The organism is Caulobacter segnis, assembly GCF_003243465.1.
GTDB lineage: Bacteria > Pseudomonadota > Alphaproteobacteria > Caulobacterales > Caulobacteraceae > Caulobacter > Caulobacter segnis_A.
The window spans coordinates 67480-85470 of sequence record NZ_QFQZ01000008.1 but is presented as its reverse complement, the minus strand read 5'-3'; the positions used below and the strand labels follow the sequence as shown (position 1 = coordinate 85470).

20 protein-coding genes and 1 pseudogene are annotated in these 17991 nt (G+C 69.1%); 11 read left to right on the top strand and 10 right to left on the bottom strand.

Going from position 1 to position 17991, the window contains the following annotated elements; genetic code table 11:
- Positions 1-102: 102 nt before the first annotated feature.
- The 5 genes from DI526_RS04675 (at position 103) to DI526_RS04655 (ending at position 5670) form a co-directional block, all read left to right on the top strand.
- A complete protein-coding gene (locus tag DI526_RS04675) occupies positions 103-789 on the top strand; it encodes a chromosomal replication initiator DnaA (RefSeq protein WP_304274660.1) in 687 nt (228 codons plus the stop codon).
- Between the two features lie 305 nt (positions 790-1094).
- Positions 1095-3236, top strand: a complete 2142-nt coding sequence (locus DI526_RS04670; protein WP_304274679.1) for an RNA degradosome polyphosphate kinase — start codon at positions 1095-1097, stop codon at positions 3234-3236.
- A gap of 5 nt (positions 3237-3241) precedes the next feature.
- Positions 3242-3643 carry a hypothetical protein gene (locus tag DI526_RS04665; protein ID WP_304274657.1) on the top strand — a complete coding sequence of 134 codons (402 nt, stop codon included), beginning with the start codon at positions 3242-3244 and terminating at the stop codon, positions 3641-3643.
- Positions 3644-3743: 100 nt separating this feature from the next.
- On the top strand, positions 3744-5237 hold the full coding sequence (locus DI526_RS04660) for a Ppx/GppA phosphatase family protein (RefSeq protein WP_304274653.1): 1494 nt from the start codon (positions 3744-3746) through the stop codon (positions 5235-5237).
- A gap of 157 nt (positions 5238-5394) precedes the next feature.
- Complete coding sequence (locus DI526_RS04655; RefSeq protein WP_304274650.1) at positions 5395-5670, top strand: hypothetical protein; 276 nt, start codon at positions 5395-5397, stop codon at positions 5668-5670.
- 63 nt (positions 5671-5733) lie between these two features.
- Here DI526_RS04655 and DI526_RS04650 read toward each other — a convergent pair whose 3' ends face one another.
- Together DI526_RS04650 and rnd are read right to left on the bottom strand one after the other, a co-directional pair.
- The gene (locus DI526_RS04650; RefSeq protein ID WP_304274646.1) at positions 5734-7476 is read right to left on the bottom strand and encodes a response regulator; all 1743 of its coding nucleotides are present in this window, start codon (positions 7474-7476) and stop codon (positions 5734-5736) included.
- 120 nt (positions 7477-7596) lie between these two features.
- Positions 7597-8766: a ribonuclease D gene (gene rnd / locus DI526_RS04645; protein WP_304274643.1), complete on the bottom strand. Its 1170-nt coding sequence runs from the start codon at positions 8764-8766 to the stop codon at positions 7597-7599.
- 137 nt (positions 8767-8903) lie between these two features.
- Here rnd and purM point away from each other — a divergent pair, with 137 nt between their 5' ends.
- The gene (gene purM / locus DI526_RS04640) at positions 8904-9929 is read left to right on the top strand and encodes a phosphoribosylformylglycinamidine cyclo-ligase (RefSeq protein WP_304274640.1); all 1026 of its coding nucleotides are present in this window, start codon (positions 8904-8906) and stop codon (positions 9927-9929) included.
- Complete coding sequence (purN, locus tag DI526_RS04635; RefSeq protein WP_304274637.1) at positions 9929-10510, top strand: phosphoribosylglycinamide formyltransferase; 582 nt, start codon at positions 9929-9931, stop codon at positions 10508-10510. The genes purM and purN overlap by 1 nt, the downstream gene beginning before the upstream one ends.
- 9 nt (positions 10511-10519) lie before the next feature.
- On the opposite strand, the gene DI526_RS04630 is transcribed toward purN, so the two are convergent.
- Positions 10520-10864, bottom strand: a complete 345-nt coding sequence (locus DI526_RS04630) for a PRC-barrel domain-containing protein (protein WP_304274634.1) — start codon at positions 10862-10864, stop codon at positions 10520-10522.
- Between the two features lie 172 nt (positions 10865-11036).
- Between DI526_RS04630 and DI526_RS04625 the strand changes: the two genes are divergently transcribed.
- Positions 11037-11657: a DedA family protein gene (locus DI526_RS04625; protein ID WP_304274631.1), complete on the top strand. Its 621-nt coding sequence runs from the start codon at positions 11037-11039 to the stop codon at positions 11655-11657.
- On the opposite strand, the gene DI526_RS04620 is transcribed toward DI526_RS04625, so the two are convergent.
- Positions 11654-12244 (bottom strand): YoaK family protein, encoded by a 591-nt coding sequence (locus DI526_RS04620; protein WP_304274677.1) that lies wholly within the window; start codon positions 12242-12244, stop codon positions 11654-11656. The genes DI526_RS04625 and DI526_RS04620 overlap by 4 nt on opposite strands.
- On the opposite strand from DI526_RS04620, the pseudogene DI526_RS04615 reads away from it, so the two are divergent.
- Positions 12137-12367 (top strand): annotated as a pseudogene (locus DI526_RS04615) (hypothetical protein); the annotation flags it as partial. The gene DI526_RS04620 and the pseudogene DI526_RS04615 overlap by 108 nt on opposite strands.
- A 9-nt stretch (positions 12368-12376) precedes the next feature.
- Here DI526_RS04615 and ndk read toward each other — a convergent pair.
- Positions 12377-12796: a nucleoside-diphosphate kinase gene (ndk, locus tag DI526_RS04610; RefSeq protein WP_099535765.1), complete on the bottom strand. Its 420-nt coding sequence runs from the start codon at positions 12794-12796 to the stop codon at positions 12377-12379.
- Between the two features lie 96 nt (positions 12797-12892).
- On the opposite strand from ndk, the gene DI526_RS04605 reads away from it, so the two are divergent.
- Both DI526_RS04605 and DI526_RS04600 read left to right on the top strand, forming a co-directional pair.
- A complete protein-coding gene (locus DI526_RS04605; RefSeq protein ID WP_304274626.1) occupies positions 12893-14767 on the top strand; it encodes an ABC-F family ATP-binding cassette domain-containing protein in 1875 nt (624 codons plus the stop codon).
- A gap of 95 nt (positions 14768-14862) precedes the next feature.
- Complete coding sequence (locus tag DI526_RS04600) at positions 14863-15261, top strand: hypothetical protein (protein ID WP_304274623.1); 399 nt, start codon at positions 14863-14865, stop codon at positions 15259-15261.
- Positions 15262-15331: 70 nt separating this feature from the next.
- On the opposite strand, the gene DI526_RS04595 is transcribed toward DI526_RS04600, so the two are convergent.
- The 5 genes from DI526_RS04595 to DI526_RS04575 all read right to left on the bottom strand — a co-directional run bounded on the left by DI526_RS04595 (position 15332) and on the right by DI526_RS04575 (position 17989).
- Positions 15332-15865: a hypothetical protein gene (locus tag DI526_RS04595; RefSeq protein WP_304274620.1), complete on the bottom strand. Its 534-nt coding sequence runs from the start codon at positions 15863-15865 to the stop codon at positions 15332-15334.
- A gap of 129 nt (positions 15866-15994) precedes the next feature.
- Positions 15995-16522, bottom strand: coding sequence for a hypothetical protein (locus DI526_RS04590; RefSeq protein WP_304274617.1), 528 nt, complete (start codon positions 16520-16522; stop codon positions 15995-15997).
- Between the two features lie 74 nt (positions 16523-16596).
- Positions 16597-16971, bottom strand: coding sequence for a cytochrome c family protein (locus tag DI526_RS04585; RefSeq protein WP_304274614.1), 375 nt, complete (start codon positions 16969-16971; stop codon positions 16597-16599).
- A 200-nt stretch (positions 16972-17171) separates the two neighbouring features.
- Complete coding sequence (locus DI526_RS04580; RefSeq protein WP_304274611.1) at positions 17172-17528, bottom strand: peptidase inhibitor I78; 357 nt, start codon at positions 17526-17528, stop codon at positions 17172-17174.
- Positions 17525-17989, bottom strand: a complete 465-nt coding sequence (locus DI526_RS04575) for a DNA polymerase III subunit chi (protein WP_304274609.1) — start codon at positions 17987-17989, stop codon at positions 17525-17527. Before DI526_RS04575 ends, DI526_RS04580 begins: the two co-directional genes overlap by 4 nt.
- Between the last annotated feature and the right edge of the window lie 2 nt (positions 17990-17991).

The following is a 17991-nucleotide window of genomic DNA, read 5'->3' as shown; positions in this document are numbered from 1 at the left end:
TCCCGCCCCTCCATCCCCAACCTCCCCAGCCCCGCCACCTCCCCAGCCGCGCCAACGCGCCCTATATCCCTGTCCTGACGTTCACCACGCTGGGACCTTGCGTTGTCCACCCAGTTCCGACTGCCGCTGACCGCCGCGCCGACCTATGCTCGCGAAGACTTCGCCGTCTCGCCGAGCAACGCCGACGCCGTGGCGCGGGTCGAGGCCTGGCCGGACTGGCCCGAGGGGCGGCTGGCGCTGGTCGGGCCGGCGGGGGTGGGCAAGACGCACCTGGCCAGGGCCTGGGCGGCGGCGCATGACGCCGTGGTCGTCGAGGCGACCGGCGACGACGCGCCCGACCTCCCCGCCCTGCGCGGCAAGGCGATCCTGGTCGAGGACGCCGACCGGCGCGCCGAAGGGACCGCGCTGCCCGACGAGGCGCTGTTCCACATCCTCAACATGGCCGGGGTCGACGGCGGGACCGTGCTGCTGACCGGGCGGACGCCCCCGGTGGGCTGGGCGGCGGCGGTGCCGGACCTGCGCTCGCGGCTGAACGCCCTGTGCGTGGCGACGATCAACGCGCCCGACGACGTGGTGCTGGAGGCGGTGCTGCGGCGGGCCTTCGAACACCGGCTGCTGAAGCCCGACCCGGACCTCTATCCCTACCTGCTGCTGCGCCTGCCCCGCTCGGCCGCCGAGGCGATCGCGGCGGCGGACCTGCTAGACGAGGCGGCGGCGCAGATGCGGCGCGAGCTGAACAAGGCCCTGGCGCGCGAGGTGCTGGGGGATTTCGAGGGGGATGAGGAGTAGGCGCTCCTTCTCCCCTTGCGGGAGAAGGTGTCAGCGCAGCTGACGGATGAGGGGTCGAAAAGTCCTGTCCGACGAACGCCGCGAAACCCCTCATCCGGCGCTCTCGCGCCACCTTCTCCCGCAAGGGGAGAAGGAAACCCCGCTGTCTTCTTCCCGTCACTTGCCTCGTTCACCATGGCGGAACAAAGTTCGCCTATAGTGAAACCATGACCGACGCCGCGACCATGCCCGCCACCGCGACCTCCGCCACCGCCGTTGTTCCGCAGACGGACGAAGCCCCCGGGCTGGTGCTCGACGCCGAGCTGATGGGCTCGCCCGAGCGGTTCTTCAATCGCGAGCTGTCGTGGCTGGCCTTCAACCAGCGGGTGCTGGAGGAGAGCGGCAATCCGCGCCACCCGCTGCTGGAGCGCTTAAGGTTCCTGTCGATCTCGGCCAACAACCTCGACGAATTCTACATGGTTCGCGTGGCCGGCCTGAAGGGCCAGGTGCGCGAGGGCGTGCGGGTGATCAGCCAGGACGGCCTGACGCCGGGCGAGCAGCTGGCGCGCATCAACGCCTCGGCCGCCGAGCTGATGGCCGAGCAGCAGAAGATCTGGCGCCAGGTCCGCACCGAGCTGTGGGACGAGGGGCTGAAGCTCCTCGACGCCAAGGACATCGAGGGCGACGACAAGGTCCTGGCCGAGGAGATCTTCAAGAGCCAGATCTTCCCGGTGCTGACGCCGCTGGCGATCGACCCGGCCCACCCGTTTCCGTTCATCCCGAACCTGGGCTTCTGCCTGGCGCTGAAGCTGCGTCGCATCGCCGACGACAAGCACCTCTACGCCCTGGCGCCGATCCCCCAGCAGGTGCGGCGGTTCTGGGAGCTGAGCTCGGTGGTCTCGCGCGGCAAGAAGCGCCAGCGCAAGATCATGGCGCTGGAAAGCTTCATCATCCTCTTCTTGGACCACCTGTTCCCCGGCTACGAGGTCGAGGGGCGCGGCCTGTTCCGCCTGATCCGCGACAGCGATCTGGAGATCGAGGAAGAGGCCGAAGACCTGGTGCGCGAGTTCGAGGCGCGGCTGAAGAAGCGTCGCCTGGGCCGCGTGGTGCGGGTCAAGATCCAGACCACCATGCCGCCGGACCTGCGCGAATTCATCATCGAGGGCCTGCGCGCCGAGCCCGAGGACGTGATCCTGGTGGACGGCAAGCTCGGTTTGGCCCAGATGTCCGAGCTGATCCCGCCGGACCGGCCGGACCTGAAGTTCCCGCCGTTCAACGCCCGCTTCCCAGAGCGCATCCGCGACCACGGCGGCGACTGCTTCGCGGCGATCCGCGAGAAGGACATTCTGGTTCACCACCCGTTCGAGAGCTTCGACGTGGTGGTGCAGTTCGTCCGCCAGGCCGCGCGCGACCCGAACGTGCTGGCGATCAAGCAGACGCTCTACCGCACCTCCAAGGACAGCCCGATCGTCGCGGCCCTGATCGAGGCGGCCGACAACGGCAAGAACGTCACGGCCCTCGTGGAGATCAAGGCCCGCTTCGACGAGGAAAATAACCTCAAGTGGGCGCGCGACCTGGAGCGGGCGGGCGTGCACGTGGTGTTCGGCTTCGTCGACTGGAAGACCCACGCCAAGCTGTCGGTCGTGGTCCGCCGCGAGGCCGACCAGACCCTGCGGACCTACTGCCACTTCGGCACCGGCAACTACCACCCGCAGACGGCGCGGGTTTACACCGACCTTTCCCTCTTCACCTGCGACCCGGCCCTGGGGCGCGACGGGGGCAAGCTGTTCAACTTCATCACCGGCTACGCCCAGCCCGGGCGGCTGGAGAAGCTGTCGTTCTCGCCGATGACGCTGAAGCCCGACCTGCTGCGGATGATCGAGACCGAGGCCGAGGCGGCGCGGGCGGGCAAGCCGGCGGGCATCTGGGCCAAGATGAACTCGGTCGTCGACCCGCAGGTGATCGACGCCCTCTACAAGGCCAGCCAGGCGGGCGTGCAGATCGACCTCGTCGTGCGCGGCATCTGCTGCCTGCGGCCGGGGATCAAGGGGCTGTCGGAGAACATCCGGGTCAAGAGCATCGTCGGCCGCTTCCTGGAGCACGCCCGCATCCTGGCCTTCGCCAACGGCGCGGCCATGCCCTCGGCGCAGACGCGGCTCTTCATCAGCTCGGCCGACTGGATGCCGCGCAACCTCGACCGTCGCGTCGAGAGCCTGGTGCCGGTCGAGAACCCGACCGTCCACCAGCAGGTGCTGGACCAGATCATGGTCGCCAACCTCAATGACGAGGCCCAGAGCTGGAAGCTGGACAGCGAGGGCGACTACGCCCGCGATCCGGCCTGGAACAGCAAGGGCGCCTTCTCGGCCCACGACTACTTCATGACCAATCCCAGCCTGTCGGGACGCGGTCACGGGGCTCGCGACCTGCCCCGCGCGTTCGACCACGTGGGCCCCAAGCGCAAGGCCTAGGGTCTTTGGAGATTAGGCGCGCGCTGCTGCTCCTGCCGCTGCTGCTGGCGGCGTGCGACTTCCCCACGCGCGGAGAGCAGGCCACGCTCTGCGCGGTGCAGGCCCTGCGTTCGCAGCCCGGCCTCGACCGCTTCGGTTCGGTTCCGCCCGGCGTCGAGCGCAAGGCGCAGGCCGAAGCCGCCGTCTACGGGCCGGGCGTGATGGGCGGGCCTCACATCGCCTGGTGGGGCCTATGCACCCATCGCCAGCGGACCGACACCACGGACATGATCCTGATCGGCCCCGAGCCCTGGGCCCTGACCAAGGGCGGCCCCCGCGCCCACGGACGGCAGCTGAGCTACGGCACGTGCTATCACCGCCTTGAGGACGACGGCTGGAAGACCGTGGCCTGCCGGATCAACCCCTAGCGTCCCCATGCGGCGGGCCAAACGCAATCATCCCACGGAAAATCGAGCCGGGACGATCGGTCCCGCTTTCCCCGCGCCCGGAATGCGGTAAAGGACGCCCATGCCCTTCCCGGCGCCGCGAGACGCGGCCGTGATCGATATCGGCTCCAACTCGGTCCGCCTGGTGGTGTACCGCCTGGAAGGCCGCGCCATCTGGACGGTCTTCAACGAGAAGGTCCTGGCGGGCCTTGGCCGAGACCTGGCCAAGACCGGCCGCCTGTCGCCGGACGGCGTCGCCCAGACCCTGCAGGCCCTGAAGCGCTTCCGCGCCGTCCTGGAGGCCGTCAAGCCCGCCGAGGTCTTCGCCGTGGCCACGGCCGCCGCCCGCGAAGCCGCCGACGGCCCCGACTTCATCCGCCGCGTGCGCGAGGAGACCGGCTTCTCGGTCCGCGTCCTGTCGGGCGAGGAAGAAGCCCACTACGCCGCCGTGGGCGTGCTGGCCGGCGCGCCGGACGCCGAGGGCGTGGTCGGCGACCTGGGCGGCGCCAGCCTCGAGCTCGTACGCCTGTCGGCCACCGGCGCGGGTCAGGGCGTGACCCTGCCGCTGGGCCCATTCAGCCTGGCCGGCCCGAACGGCGCCGGCTTCGACGCCGAGCGCGTCCGTCGCCTGTCGCGCGAGCGCATCGCCGCCGTCGCCGCCGACTTCCGCACCGACACCTTCCATGCCGTGGGCGGCGCCTGGCGGAACCTGGCCCTGCTGCACATGCGGCTGTCGGGCTATCCGCTGCACGTCGTCCACCAGTACGAGATCGGCGCCGCCGAGGCCCTGGACGCCGCGCGCCTGGTCGCCCACCAGTCCAAGAGCTCGCTGGATCGCATCGAGGGCATGAGCAAGAAGCGCTCTGAGACCCTGCCCTATGCGGCCGTGGTCCTGGAGACGCTGATCGAGCAACTCGGCCTGAAACGGATCGAGATCTCGGCCTTCGGCGTGCGCGAGGGGCTGCTGTTCGAGGCCATGCCGCCACGCGTGCGCAGCCTGGATCCGCTGATCGAGGGCTGCGCGGCGCTGGGGGCGCGCCAGGGCGTGGCCGACGACCTGGGCGCGGCCCTGGACGCCTGGATCACTCCGGCCTTCCGCGAATTGCCCGCCCTGTTCGGCGAGCGCGACGGCGTGCTGGTCTCCGCCGCCTGCCGCCTGGCCGACGTCGGCGTGCGCCTGCACCCCGACCATCGCGCCGATCTTGTGTTCGAGCAGGTGCTGCGCGCACCGATCGCGGGCCAGACCCACGCCGAGCGCTGCTTCCTGGCCGCCGCCGCCCACGCCCGCCACGCGACCAACTTCCACCCGCCGGAACTGGCGACGCTGGAGCGCCTGCTCAGCCCCGCCCAGCTGAAGCGCGCGCGGGCCGTGGGCGCGACCATGCGCCTGGCCTGCGACCTGTCGGGTCGCAGCCCCAGCCTGCTGGCGCACGCCCGGCTGAGTCTGGACAAGACCCATATGATCGTCGCCGCCGATCCCGGCTTCGCCGACCTGCTTCTGGGCGAACCGACGAACAAGCGCGCCAACACCGCGGCCCAACACCTAGGCCTGAAGGCCAAGATCATCTCAGGCTGAGTTCAGGTAGAGATCGCCGGAAGAACGTGATTAATCGCGTCTTTATTCCCTCAATACGAGGACGCTGACAACTTGCCGCACCTCTAATGATAATTTCCAGCACGCTTTGTTAGGCATGCCCACCCTAGCCTCCTCAGAAGACACAGGGAGGCCCCGGATGCTGAAGCATCGCACCCACTACCTGGACGCCATCGCGCCCCGTCCCACGCCGGCGCCTGAGCCGCGCCTCGCTCCGCGTCCGGCCAACGACCAGGACACGCCGGTGGCCAGCGCCGCGCGCGTCCTGCAGGCCGATATCGCCAAAGCCTTCGCAGCCAAGAACGGTTGGTCCGTGGGCCGCACCGTGGCCGCCGGCGTCGTCTTCCACCTGGGCGTCTTCTGCGCCCTGGGGCTGGCGGCCGGCGCGGTCCTGGCCCAGCTGGCCCGCGGCTAAGCTCGGTCTCCACCGTCAAGGCCTGGCGGGTGTCCGAGCGGCGACGCCGCTTATCCTGCGCGCCTAGTTCGCGCCGCTGTCGCCGAACAGGGCGGCATAGAGATCGCGAGGCTTCACGGGCTTCTCCACCCAGCCGGTCATCCCCGCCTCTCGACAGGCGGCGATCTCCTCCGGCGAGGCCGCGCCGGTCACGGCGATGATCGGAGTCTCGCGATTGGCCCCGCCTTCGCGCAGGCGCCGCGAGGCCTCCAAGCCGTCCATGCCCGGCATGCGGACGTCCATCAGGATTGCGTCAAACGCCTGGTCTTCGGCCACCGCCAGCGCCGAGAGCGCGTCCTCGGCGGTCTCCACCTCGGCGCCGAAGGCCTGGAGCATCCGCGCCAGGGTGCGGCGGTTGATGTCGTGGTCGTCGACCACCAGGACGGACAACCCCCGGCTGGGCGGCGCCAAGGCGGCTGCTTCGGCGGTGTCCACGGCGGGCGGCGGCGCGCCCTCCGGCGCCGGCAGGGTCAGGGCGAAGCAGGCGCCGCGACTACCCCCGTCCCCCGCCTTGAGGTCGCCGCCCATCAGGCGGGCCAGGTCGCGGCTGATCGCCAGCCCAAGGCCAGTGCCGCCGAAGGCGCGCGCGGTCTTCAAGCTCAACTGCTCATAGGGACTGAACAAGCGGGCGATCTGGGCTTCGGTCAGGCCGGGCCCGGTGTCGTACACCTCGATGGATACGAAACGCCGGTTGTCGCGGAGCACGGTGGCCACCGTCACCGTCACCTCGCCCTCGGCGGTGAACTTGATGGCGTTGCTGATCAGGTTGTTCAACACCTGCCGCACCCGCATCGGATCGCCGCGCACCCACTGGGGGCTCGCCGACACGCCTCGGAGCGTCATCCGCAGCCCTTTGGCGCGCGCGGTGTTGCGCCAGAAGCGGACCGTGTTCGAGATCAGGGCGCGCAGATCATAGTCGACGACCTCGACGCCCATCCGCCCCGCCTCGATCTTCGAAAGGTCCAGCAGGTCGTTCAGCTGGGCCCGCATCATCAGGCCGGCGTCGCCGATCAGGGCCGCGGCCGAGCGGTCGGCTTCGCTGAGGCCTTCCAGCGCGGCGGCGCCGTTGACGATCGCATTGATCGGCGTGCGTAGCTCGTGGCTGACCATGGCCATGAAGGCGGACTTCGCCGCCGTCTGCGCCTCGGCCGCCCGCCGCGCCTCGCGCTCGGCCAGCAGGGTGCGGCGGGACCACAGGAACGTCATGCTGGTGGTCAGGCAGAACAGGCCCACGCCCAGGACCAGCGGTGGCAGGAAGGGGTCGTGCTGCGCCCCGACCACGAACGGGGTGGCGACGAGATAGATGATGTGCGGCGTTGCGGCGCAAAGGAACGCCGCGACGCACCCCTCCGCCCCCATCAGGGCGGTGAGGATCGATCCCGACAGCAGAAGCACCGCGCCCGCGGAGGTCACGGGCGTCCCGGCCAGCCAGAACGGGATCGCCAGACTGCCGAAAACGACCGCCATCAGAAAGTCGAACAGCAGGTTCAGCCAAACCCGCTGCTCCGGTCGCGCCGCCTTCAGGAACTGGGCGAGGGCGTAGAACTCTCCCAGCTGGACGGGGAAATAGACGACAAGCCACGGCACGAGGAACCGCATGCCGGGCCAGGCCACCGCCAGCGCGCTCAGGCAGGCGACCACGAAGAGGCGCAGCGGGATCTGGCGGCGACGCGACACCGCGGCGGCGCGATAGTCGACCGCCAGACGCCCCCAGAATTCACGCAACTCAGCCCCCACAGGCGCCCCCGCCCTCAAGGGCGTCCTCATACGCCTAATCTTAGCCGCAGTCTGTTGACGAATTGTCCTACGGCCCGATTCGAGTCGTCACGCCTGGCCGCGTCGAAACGCGGCCGGTCAGACGCCCCCGTCAGAGCCGCTGGACGGCGCCTAGCTCGCCTTGGGCGCGCGCCGGACCTCGACCACCCGCACCTTGGCGCCGTCCAGCACCAGGGCCAGCTCGCCGCGCTTGATCTTCAGGGCGTCCGCCCCGAAGGCGTCGCGGCGCCAGCCGGCCAGGGCGGGGGTGGCGGCGTTGTCGTCGGCGGCGATCTTTTCCAGGTCCGAGACCGTCGCGATCAGCTTGGAGGCGACACCCGCCTCTTCCGCCCGCGCTTTCAGCAGCACCTTCAGCAGCTCGACCACGGCGCCGGCGTTCTGGGGCGGCGGCGGACCGGGCTTGTCGACGACGGGGGCGTAGCCTTCCGGATCGGACAGGGCGGCCTTGATCGCCGCCAGCAGATCGGGTCCGAACTTGCTGCCGCCAAAGCCCTTGGGCACGCCGCGCAGATTGTTCAAGGCGTCCAGGCTGGTCGGCGCCTGGGTGGCCAGCTCGTCGATGGCCTCGTCCTTCAGGATGCGGCCGCGCGGCTGGTCACGGTTCTGGGCGGTGCGCTCACGCCAGGCGGCGACGGCCTTGAAGACCGCCAGGTATTTGGCTTGAGTCTTGCGCGGGCGCAGGCGACGCCACGCCTTCTCCGGATCGACGTCATAGGCCGCCGGGTCGGAGATGGCGGTCATCTCCTCCTCGACCCAGGCCAGGCGGCCCGAGGTCTCCAGGCGCTCGCGCAGGATCGGGAACAGCTTGGCCAGGTGGGTGACGTCAGCCAGGGCGTAGGTCAGCTGGGCGTCGGTCAGCGGCCGGCGGGCCCAGTCGGTGAAGCGGCTGGACTTGTCCAGCTCGATGCGCAGCATCTGGCGGACCAGGGCGTCATAGGCGATCTGCTCGCCGAAGCCCGCCGCCATGCCCGCCACCTGGGTGTCGAACAGCGGCTTGGGCATCGCCTTCAGATTGTTGAAGATTTCAACGTCCTGACGGGCGGCGTGGAAGACCTTGAGGATGCGCTCGTCGCGCATCACGGCCAGCAGGGGCTCCAGGTCGATATCGTCGGCCAGCGGATCGATGACGGCTTCGTGCGTGGGCGACGCGACCTGGATCAGGCACAACTTGGGCCAGTAGGTCGTCTCGCGCATGAACTCTGTGTCCACCGCGATAAAAGGCTCGCCCGCAAGCTCATTACAAAACGCCGCCAGCTCGGCGGTGGTGGTGATCGGCTTCATCCGCTGCTAATAGCCTCGCGCACCCCCGAGTCTGCAAGCGTCAAGACGCATCAAGCGGGGCCGGGACGCAAAATTTCCGCGAGTTCGGAGGATGTTCCCGTCCTCCGAGAGACTAAAGAGCGAGCGCCAGAGCGACCATGAGCGATCAGCCCAACGGCCTTACCTATGCCCAGGCGGGCGTCGATATCGACGCGGGCAATGCGCTCGTCGACGCGATCAAGCCCCTGGCCAAGGCCACCCGCCGCCCGGGCGCGGAAGCCAGCCTGGGCGGGTTCGGCGCCCTGTTCGACCTGAAGGCGGCCGGCTACAGCGACCCGCTGCTGGTCACCACGACCGACGGCGTCGGCACCAAGCTGCGCATCGCCATCGACGCGGGCATGCACGCCACGGTCGGCATCGACCTGGTGGCCATGTGCGTCAACGACCTCTTGGCGCAAGGCGCCGAGCCGCTGATGTTCCTGGACTATTTCGCCACCGGCAAGCTGGACGTCGAGACCGCCAAGAGCGTCGTCGCCGGCATCGCCGAGGGCTGCAAGCTGTCGGGCTCGGCCCTGGTGGGCGGCGAGACGGCCGAAATGCCGGGCATGTACGGCGACGGCGAATATGACCTGGCCGGCTTCTCGGTCGGCGCGGTCGAGCGCGACGGCGTCCTGCCCAAGCTGGACAAGCAGCGCGCCGGCGACATCATCATCGGCCTGGGCTCGTCGGGCCCGCACTCCAACGGCTATTCGCTGGTCCGCCGCGTGGTCGAGCGCTCGGGCCTGGCCTGGGACGCTCCCTGCCCCTTTGAAGAGGGCAAGACGCTGGCCGAGGCGCTGATGGCCCCGACCCGCATCTATGTGAAGTCGCTGCTGCCGCTCCTTCAGTCGGGGCGTGTGAAAGGTGGGGCGCACATCACCGGCGGCGGCCTGATCGAAAACCCGCCGCGCGCCATCGCCGAGGGCCTGGCCGCCGAGTTCGACTGGAACGCCTGGGAAATGCCTCCCGTGTTCGACTGGCTGGCCAAGACCGGCGGGATTTCCGAACACGAGATGCGCCGCACGTTCAACTGCGGCGTGGGCTTCATCATCATCGTCGCCCAGGCCGACGCCGAGCCGGTGCTGGCGGCCCTGTTGAACGCCGGCGAGGACGCCTTCATCTGCGGCCAGCTGGTCAAGGCTTGATGCGCCAGAAGACCAAGGTCGCCGTGCTGATCTCGGGCCGGGGCTCCAACATGGAAGCCCTGGTCCGCTCCGCCCAGGCGCCCGGCTGCCCCTTCGAGATCGCGCTGGTGCTTTCCAACAAGCCCGACGCCAAGGGCCTGGAGATCGCCGCAAAGGCTGGCGTCGAGGCGCTGTGCGTCGACCAGAAGCCGTTCAGCAAGGACCGCGAGGCCCACGAGCGGGCGATCGACGCGGCCCTCCGGGAACGCGGGATCGAGGTCGTCGCCCTGGCCGGCTACATGCGGATCCTGACGCCGTTCCTGGTCGACGCCTGGCAAGGCCGGATGCTCAACATCCACCCTTCCCTGCTGCCGAAGTATCCGGGTCTCGACACCCATGCGCGCGCCATCGCGGCCGGCGAGGTCGAGGCCGGTTGCACCGTGCACCTGGTTACGGCCGGCGTGGACGAAGGCCCGATCCTGGGCCAGGCGCGCGTGCCGATCCTGCCAGACGACGACGACCACGCCCTGGCCGAGCGCGTACTTGAGCAGGAGCACAGGCTCTACGCCGACACCCTGGCCGCGTTCGTCAGGACGCTTTAGGCGATCGACCTAGACCCGCACGTCCGATGAGACGTCGAAGTAACGGCTCGACTGCTCGTCCCAGGCGTAGTCGACGCTGCTGATCTGCGCGCGGTCATAGGCCGGCGAGCCCTTGAAGCGGTCCTTCGAGAGGTCGGCGTGAAAGGTCTTGGCCATCGGGTCGTAGCGGACCACCGCCCACGGCACCGGGTGGTACTTGCCAGAGCCGCCCAGCAGGCCGGGCGCTTCGACGACCAGAAACTCGATCCGCCCGGTGTCGAGATCGACAAAGGTCTCGCGAATGACGCCCAGCTTGGCGCCGCCCTCCCCGATCAGGTCCTGGTCTAGGATGTCCTTGCTTCTCGTCAGCGGCATTGAGCCCTCGCGGTTTGCGGCCCATGGTCGAGCCTCCAGAAATAGCGCGTTGGCCCGCCACAGGTTTCCTCACGGTGCTACCGCGCCTCAGGAACAGCGAGGGCAAAGCTTGCGCGGCCATAAAGCCTGTTGGGTCAGAACTTCGTCATCTTGCGTCGGCATGATGCGCCGCATGGAAAGCTGGATCGCCGATCTCTCCCGAGTCGCCGCCGAGAACGCCGGTTTCGCCGGCGCGATCCTGTTCGTCTTCACCCTGCTGGAGGCGCTGCTGGTCGTCGGGCTGCTGGTCCCGATCGTCGGCGTCATGCTGGCCGCCGGGGCGCTGGTGGCCCAGGGCGTGCTGCATCCGGTCGAGGCGATCCTGTGGTGTAGCGCCGGGGCGGCCGTGGGCGACGCAATCTCCTACCTGATGGGCCGAGGCCTGGGCGGCCGCCGCGCCTCCCGCCTGCTGTTCGCCGGCAAGCGCCGCCTTCTGGCGCGCGCCAAGCTTCTGACCCGCCGGCACGGCGTGCTGGCCATCGCCGCCGCCCGCTACCTGGGGCCCGCGCGGCCGTTCATCCCGATCCTGGCGGGCATGTCGCGCACCCGCGGCTGGAGCTTCCAGCTCGCCAGCGTGCTGTCGGCCCCGATCTGGGTGATCTCGCTGCTGGCGCCCGGCTATCTGGCGGCGCGCAATCTTCAACTGCTGCGCACCGATCCCACCATCGCCATCGCGCTCGCCCTGGCGGCCGCGGGCCTGATCGCCGGCGCCTGGCTGTTGGCGCGGCGGATGAACCGCGCCCTGGCGGTCTAGGCCGAGCGCCAGCGCCGTTCGGCCCACAGCGCCGCGACGCCCACCACGCTGACCGCGCCCCAGAGCGACGCCGCGCCGACCAGCAGATAGGTGAGCGCCCCCAGGGCCCCGCCCGCCGCCAGCCCGGTCCATAGCAGCACGTAACGCAGCCAGTCCGCCGGCTCGCCGCCCACCAGGGCCCCGGCGATCCTCTGGCCAGCCTTGACCAGGGCGCCGGTCATGTAGGTGAGACCCACGGCGACGTCGCCATTCCTCTGGAACACCGCGTTCTCGGCTCCCATGGCCATGGCGACGGCGGTGATCCCCGCCGTGTCGTAGCCCAGGCCCAGCAGGGTCGCGCCCGCCGCCAGCAGAATGGCCTCGAGGACCAGAACCGGCGAGCGGCGGTTCTCGCCAAAGCCCCGCGCCGTCAGCGCGCCTAGCACCACGCCGGCCACGAACGAGGCCACCAGGGTCAGCACCGTGGAGACCGCTCCCCAGTGGCCCGTCGCCAGGCCGACGCCCAGCCGGGTGGAGTTGCCGCTCATGAACGAGACGAAAAAGCCGCCCAGCTTCAGGAAGCCGATCGCGTCGACATAGCCGGCCACGCCCGACAGCGTGACCGCCAACATGACCTCGCCGCGTCCATAGGACTTCATCGCCCGACCCCGGAACAAAAGAAAACGGCCGGATCGTCACCGATCCGGCCGCTCTTAGTCATCCGAAAAGTCGGGCTGGGATCAGCCGACGATTTCGTCTTCGGTGAAGAACTGCTCGATTTCGATCTTGGCGTTGTCCAGGCTGTCCGAGCCGTGGACCGAGTTTTCGCCGATCGACAGGGCGAACTGTTTGCGGATCGTGCCTTCAGCGGCGTTTTCCGGGTTCGTGGCGCCCATGACTTCGCGATACTTCGCGACGGCGTTGTCGCCTTGCAGGACCTGGACGACGACCGGCTCGGCGGTCATCTGGGCGACGAGTTCGCCGTAGAACGGACGCTCGGCGTGGACTTCGTAGAACTTCTTGGCTTGGGCTTCGGTCAGCTTCACGCGACGCTGAGCGACGATGCGCAGGCCGGCGGCCTCGATCACCGCGTTGATGGCGCCGGTCAGGTTGCGACGGGTGGCGTCCGGCTTGATGATCGAGAAGGTACGTTCGGTCACGACAGTGATCTCACAGAAAAGTTGTGAATTGGGAGGTTGCGGGCTTATAGCCGGGCGCCCCGCCCTCGCCAACCCCACCGCGTAAGCTTCACAAAAATGCTGCAGATCAACGACCTGACTTTCGACGCCTGGGGGCGGCGTTTCTTCGACAAGGCCAGCGTCAGCCTGCCGCCCGGATCGAAGGTCGGCCTGGTGGGCCGCAACGGCGTGGGCAAGTCGACGCTGTTCAAGCTGATCCTGGGACACCTGCACGCCGGCGACGACGAGATCAGCCTGCCCAAGACCGCCCGCGTCGGCTCGGTGGACCAGGAACACCCCGCCACCCCTGTGTCGCTGCTGGACACCGTGCTTGAGGCCGACGAGGAGCGCCACGCCCTGATGACGCGGCTGGAAACGGCTGATCCCGAGGCGATGGGCGAGATCTGGGCCCGGCTGATCGAGATCGATTCCGACTCCGCCCCGGCCCGCGCCTCGGAAATCCTGGCGGGCCTCGGCTTCTCCCAGGAAGATCTGGCGCGGCCAATGAGCGAGTTCTCCGGCGGCTGGCGGATGCGCGTGGCCCTGGCCGCGGCCCTGTTCGCCGAACCGGACATGCTGCTGCTGGACGAACCGACCAACTATCTCGACCTGGAAGGCGCGCTCTGGCTGGAGGCGCGGCTGCAGAAGTACCCGCACACCGCCCTGATCATCAGCCACGACCGCGAGCTGCTGAACAACAGCTGCACGCACATCCTGCATCTGGCCAACGCCAAGCTGGAGCTCTACACGGGCGGTTACGACGACTTCGAGAAGCGCCGCGCCGAGAAGGCGCGCCTGCAACTGTCGGCCAAGGCCAAGCAGGACGCCGAACGCGCCCACCTGCAGGTCTTCGTCGACCGCTTCAAGGCCAAGGCCTCCAAGGCCGCCCAGGCGCAGTCGCGGATGAAGCGCTTGGCCAAGATGGAGCCGGTCTCGGTCACCATCGAGGAGCGCGTCGCGCCGTTCACCCTGCCTTCGCCCGAAAGGCCCCTGCCCCCGCCCCTGATCCGGCTGGAGCGGGCCAGCGTCGGCTACGAGGACGGCCGGCCGATCCTGAAGAACCTCGGCCTGCGCATGGACCTCGACGACCGCATTGGCCTTCTCGGCGTCAACGGCGCGGGCAAGTCGACCTTCGCCAAGCTGGTGGCCGGCGCGCTGGGTGTGCAGAGCGGCGAGTTCCACCGCGACAAGAAGATGAAGGTCGGCTGGTTCCACCAGCACCAGATCGAGGCGATGGATCCCAACGACACGGCGCTGGAGATCATCCGTCGCGCCATGCCCGAAGCTTCGGAAGCCTCGCGCCGCTCGCGCCTGGCGCAGTTTGGCCTGCCGTTCGAAAAGCAGGAGACCCGGGTCGAGGCGCTCTCGGGCGGTGAGCGCGCGCGCCTGCTGCTGAACCTGGTGGCGATGGACGCCCCGCACCTCTTGATCCTGGACGAGCCGACCAACCACCTGGACATCGACAGCCGCCGGGCCCTGCTGGACGCGCTGAACGATTATATGGGCGCGGTGATCCTGATCACCCACGACCGGTCGCTGATGGAGCTGGTCGCCGACCGGCTGTGGCTGGCGGCCGATGGCGCGATCAAGCCGTTCGACGGCGACATGGACGACTACGCCAAGTTCGTGCTGGAGCGCGCCAGGCAGGCCGTTAAGCCGACCCAGGTCGCCCGCGAGGCCGCCAAGGCCTCCGCGACGGCCGCGCCGCCGACCAGGAAGTCCGCCCTCGAGCCCTTGCGCCGCAAGGTCGACGCGGCCGAACAGGTCATGACCCGCTGCACGCGCAACTTGGCCGAACTGGACGCCCAACTGGCCGATCCGGACCTTTATGTGAAGAATCCCGGCAAGGTGGCGGAGCTGACCAAGCGCCGTGACCACGCCAAATCCAAGCTGGACGAGGCCGAGGAAGCCTGGATGACGCTGGCCGAGGAACTGGCCGAAGCCCAGGTTTAAGGGGCGAAAACGGCTTCTCGTTTTTCGGGCGGGTAACCAGTCCTAAACCATGAAGTTTAGTGGTTAAGAGAGAACTGGCGTTCATGGTGTGCGACATGACATCGCACCCCGCCCGCAACAACATCGTCGCCAACCCCGAGGGTCTTTCGGCCCAGGTGGTGCTGGAATCGTTCGGCCATTGGGTCAACGACCGGATCGGCGAAGCCATGCGGATCGAGATGGACCTGGCCTTCCGGGACCGTCCGTTCGACATCGAGATCGGCCGCTCGCCGGCCCTGGTGGGCTGGGAGCACAAGTTCATTCCGCCCGGCGCGCCCGCGCCCAAGGGCAAGATGTGGACGGTCTACCGCCTGCACGACCAGGAAGGCCGTCCGGCCCACCTGCCGCATTCGGGCGACGTGGTCGAGGACCTGACGCCACTGCTGGGCGAGCTGGGCTATCTCGGCGTCTTCGACGACGGCGTCGCCATGTTCCCGGGCGTGGGCAAGCGTTAAGCGGCTGACAACCTTACCCGTTTATGGCCGGCTCGCCCGAGTCGCGAGCCTCAGCGCGGCCAAGCCCGGCTCACAAGGGCCGTCGGCGCTGGCGGGAGATCTCAATCCATCCTGCGAGCGCAGCAGCCAGGGCGAACGCCACGGGCAGGCCCGCTCCCCCGATGAGCACGCTCGCGATCGTCCCCGAAAGCGAGGCCGGCGGGCTCACTTCGCTCGCATAGACCACGCTCAGCAGCGCCCATCCGCCCAACCCGACAAAAATGGCGCGCCACGCCGTGCGGAACATGGACAGGCCGATCGCGACGCTGAGCAAGCCTTGGCTGAACATGTAGACGCCTAGCCCCAGACGCACGCGCCCATGCGCCGCGACGAGCCCGGTGGCGCACAGGCAGATCAGGCCAAAGAGAAGCGCAAGGCCGCCTGTGCCTCGCAGGACCGCCCGCGCCAGCGGCGCATCGCGCCGGGCGGAGGCCGCCGCGACATCCCGCAGGATCATGTCACGCAGGGCGTCGCTGGCCGACAGCCCGCTCGCTTGGCAACGCGCCAGGAAGTCCCTTTTGGCTTCAGGCGCGATACGAACCTCGATCTTCTCTGATTTCTTCATGGACGGGACGCGTTCCTTACGTCGACGCGGAGGTCGCCCGGAGTGAACGCGCGCCCGGCCCCGGCGCAAAGCGCGATCGCGTCCGACAGCCCGAATTTCGTGTCATGACACGCGGCTGGGTTCGCCCGCTCACTTCAGCCCGGGCGGCAGAAGGGCGGCGGGGCAATAGCGGAAGGCCTCGCCTTCCTGGCCGCGCTTGAGCGTGAAGCTCCGCCGATCCCTCACCTCGATCGCCAGGCGCTCGCTGGAGCGCGGCGCCGGTCCGGAGCCCGCGTCGATGCAGGACTGCTCGACGTCGTAGGTCGTTCCTTGCTTGGCCAGGACGGTGATCTGGCAAGCCCGCGTGTGCGCGCCGTTCAGGCCCTGGCCGTCGTACTTCCGGATCGCGGCGTTTGGCGGGTCGCCGCAGTCGACGCCGCTAGCGACGAAGAAGCCATGCTCCAGCGGCAAGACGCCGGCCTTGTCCTGCGGCGAGGCGGCGGGCTGGCCACGTTCCAGCACCCGGCTGGCGGCCGACAGACTGGAAGATCGTGGGGACGCGTCTGGCGACGCCGCGCCGGAGGCCTGCTCGGCAGCAGGCTTGGATGTCGTCCGCGGCTCGCATCCCGTGGCGGCCAGCAGCGCCACCAACGCCACGCCTAACGCTCTCGACTTCATCGCGCTTCCTCACCGGTCACTGTCGCCCGCCTCGCTGCAAAGAGATCGAGGCCGGCGGCGGTTCCCGACCGAGATCAGGGCCTGGGCCTCAAGGTGCGGATATAGGCGGTGACGTCGGCGATGTCGGCCTTGCTCATCGCCTTGGCGGGCATGGCGTAATGGCCGACCTGGGTGATGGTTTCCAGCTCCCAGTCCAGCCGGGCGCCGGCATAGCGGCCGGAGATGTCCTCGAAGGTGGGGGCGCCGGGCTTGGGACTGACGGAGTCGCCGCGAACCGTATGGCAGGTGGCGCACTCCCGACGCGCGAAGACGCCGCCGCGCGCGGGCGACCCGGCCAGGGTGTCGGCGTCCACCTTGCGGCGGTCGGCGTCGGGCGACTGAGCCCACGCCCCGCCGATCGAAGCGGCGATCGCCAGGACGAGGGTTCCGATCAGCATCGCACGTCGCACGGCCAGCCTCCATCGCTGGCCTCATGTCAGCGCGCGCGAGGCGCTTCGCCAAGTCAGGACGTTTGCTTAGGGCGCGGCGGCATGCCGGTCGCTAGAGCCTTTAGCCTGAAACCAGCATCGATTTCAGGCTAAGGGGCTCTAAATCAGGTACTTAGAGCATGAGGTCAGCCGAAACCGGTTCCCACTTTCGGCGTCATGCTCTACCCGCACTTGACCTGCTGGACGACGCCGGTGTCAGTGTTGAACAGGATGTTCAGCCGGTCGGGACGGTAGTCCATGGTCACCGGGCAGGTCGTGCAGGCCACGCGCCAGCGCGACGGATCGACCGGCGCCGGCAAGCTGGTGCGCGGCTTACCCAGGAAGGCCTGGGCCTCCTTGAGCCCGCACTGGTCCTCTTTCGCCTCGGCCGCGGGCGGCTTGGCCGGGAGGGCGATGGCCGGCGGGGCGGTCGGGGTCTCGGGCGGCGGCGGCGGCGCGGGCTTGGGCTCCGGCGCACTGGAGCAGGCGGCCAAGGCCAGCGCCAACCCCACCCCCAGCCCCGCCATCATGCGCTTCATGCCTGCTTCTCCCAACCGCGCTCGGCCCCCTGGCGCCAGTAAGACACCGGATGCCCCGCCTTCTTGAACACCGACCAGCGCCCGCGCGCCTGCGCCAGGGCCTGGTCATCCCGGCCGTCGAAAAGCAGGATGCAGCGCGAAACGCCTGAAAGGTCGCCGGGCTCCGCCCCGTCGATCAGGAAGACCGCGTCGCCGTGGTTGGGATTGCCCTCTTCCGCCGTCAGCAGCACCGGCTGGCGCTCGCTCATGGGCTCGCTGGCCAGGCCGTGCGGCAGGAAGCTGTCCTCGCGAAAGGTCCAGAGGTGCTGGTCCAGCGCCTCGATCCGCCTGGGGTCGCCGCCGCGCACCAGCGCCTTCCAGCCTCGTCCGAGCGTCTTTTCCAGAAGCTCGGGCAGCACCGCCTCGAGCGGGCTGCGCTCGAGGTGATAGAACCAGACCTCGCAGGGCGCGGCGTCGGTCACGC

Coding starts and splice junctions, on each gene's coding strand:
- purN (WP_304274637.1), top strand. CDS start 9,929: ATGCGCCAGAAGACCAAGGTCGCCGTGCTGATCTCGGGCCGGGGCTCC.
- DI526_RS04660 (WP_304274653.1), top strand. CDS start 3,744: ATGCCCTTCCCGGCGCCGCGAGACGCGGCCGTGATCGATATCGGCTCC.
- DI526_RS04605 (WP_304274626.1), top strand. CDS start 12,893: ATGCTGCAGATCAACGACCTGACTTTCGACGCCTGGGGGCGGCGTTTC.
- rnd (WP_304274643.1), bottom strand. CDS start 8,766: ATGAAGCCGATCACCACCACCGCCGAGCTGGCGGCGTTTTGTAATGAG.
- DI526_RS04625 (WP_304274631.1), top strand. CDS start 11,037: ATGGAAAGCTGGATCGCCGATCTCTCCCGAGTCGCCGCCGAGAACGCC.
- DI526_RS04655 (WP_304274650.1), top strand. CDS start 5,395: ATGCTGAAGCATCGCACCCACTACCTGGACGCCATCGCGCCCCGTCCC.
- DI526_RS04600 (WP_304274623.1), top strand. CDS start 14,863: ATGACATCGCACCCCGCCCGCAACAACATCGTCGCCAACCCCGAGGGT.
- DI526_RS04650 (WP_304274646.1), bottom strand. CDS start 7,476: ATGAGGACGCCCTTGAGGGCGGGGGCGCCTGTGGGGGCTGAGTTGCGT.
- DI526_RS04670 (WP_304274679.1), top strand. CDS start 1,095: ATGGGCTCGCCCGAGCGGTTCTTCAATCGCGAGCTGTCGTGGCTGGCC.
- DI526_RS04630 (WP_304274634.1), bottom strand. CDS start 10,864: ATGCCGCTGACGAGAAGCAAGGACATCCTAGACCAGGACCTGATCGGG.
- DI526_RS04595 (WP_304274620.1), bottom strand. CDS start 15,865: ATGAAGAAATCAGAGAAGATCGAGGTTCGTATCGCGCCTGAAGCCAAA.
- purM (WP_304274640.1), top strand. CDS start 8,904: ATGAGCGATCAGCCCAACGGCCTTACCTATGCCCAGGCGGGCGTCGAT.
- DI526_RS04590 (WP_304274617.1), bottom strand. CDS start 16,522: ATGAAGTCGAGAGCGTTAGGCGTGGCGTTGGTGGCGCTGCTGGCCGCC.
- DI526_RS04580 (WP_304274611.1), bottom strand. CDS start 17,528: ATGAAGCGCATGATGGCGGGGCTGGGGGTGGGGTTGGCGCTGGCCTTG.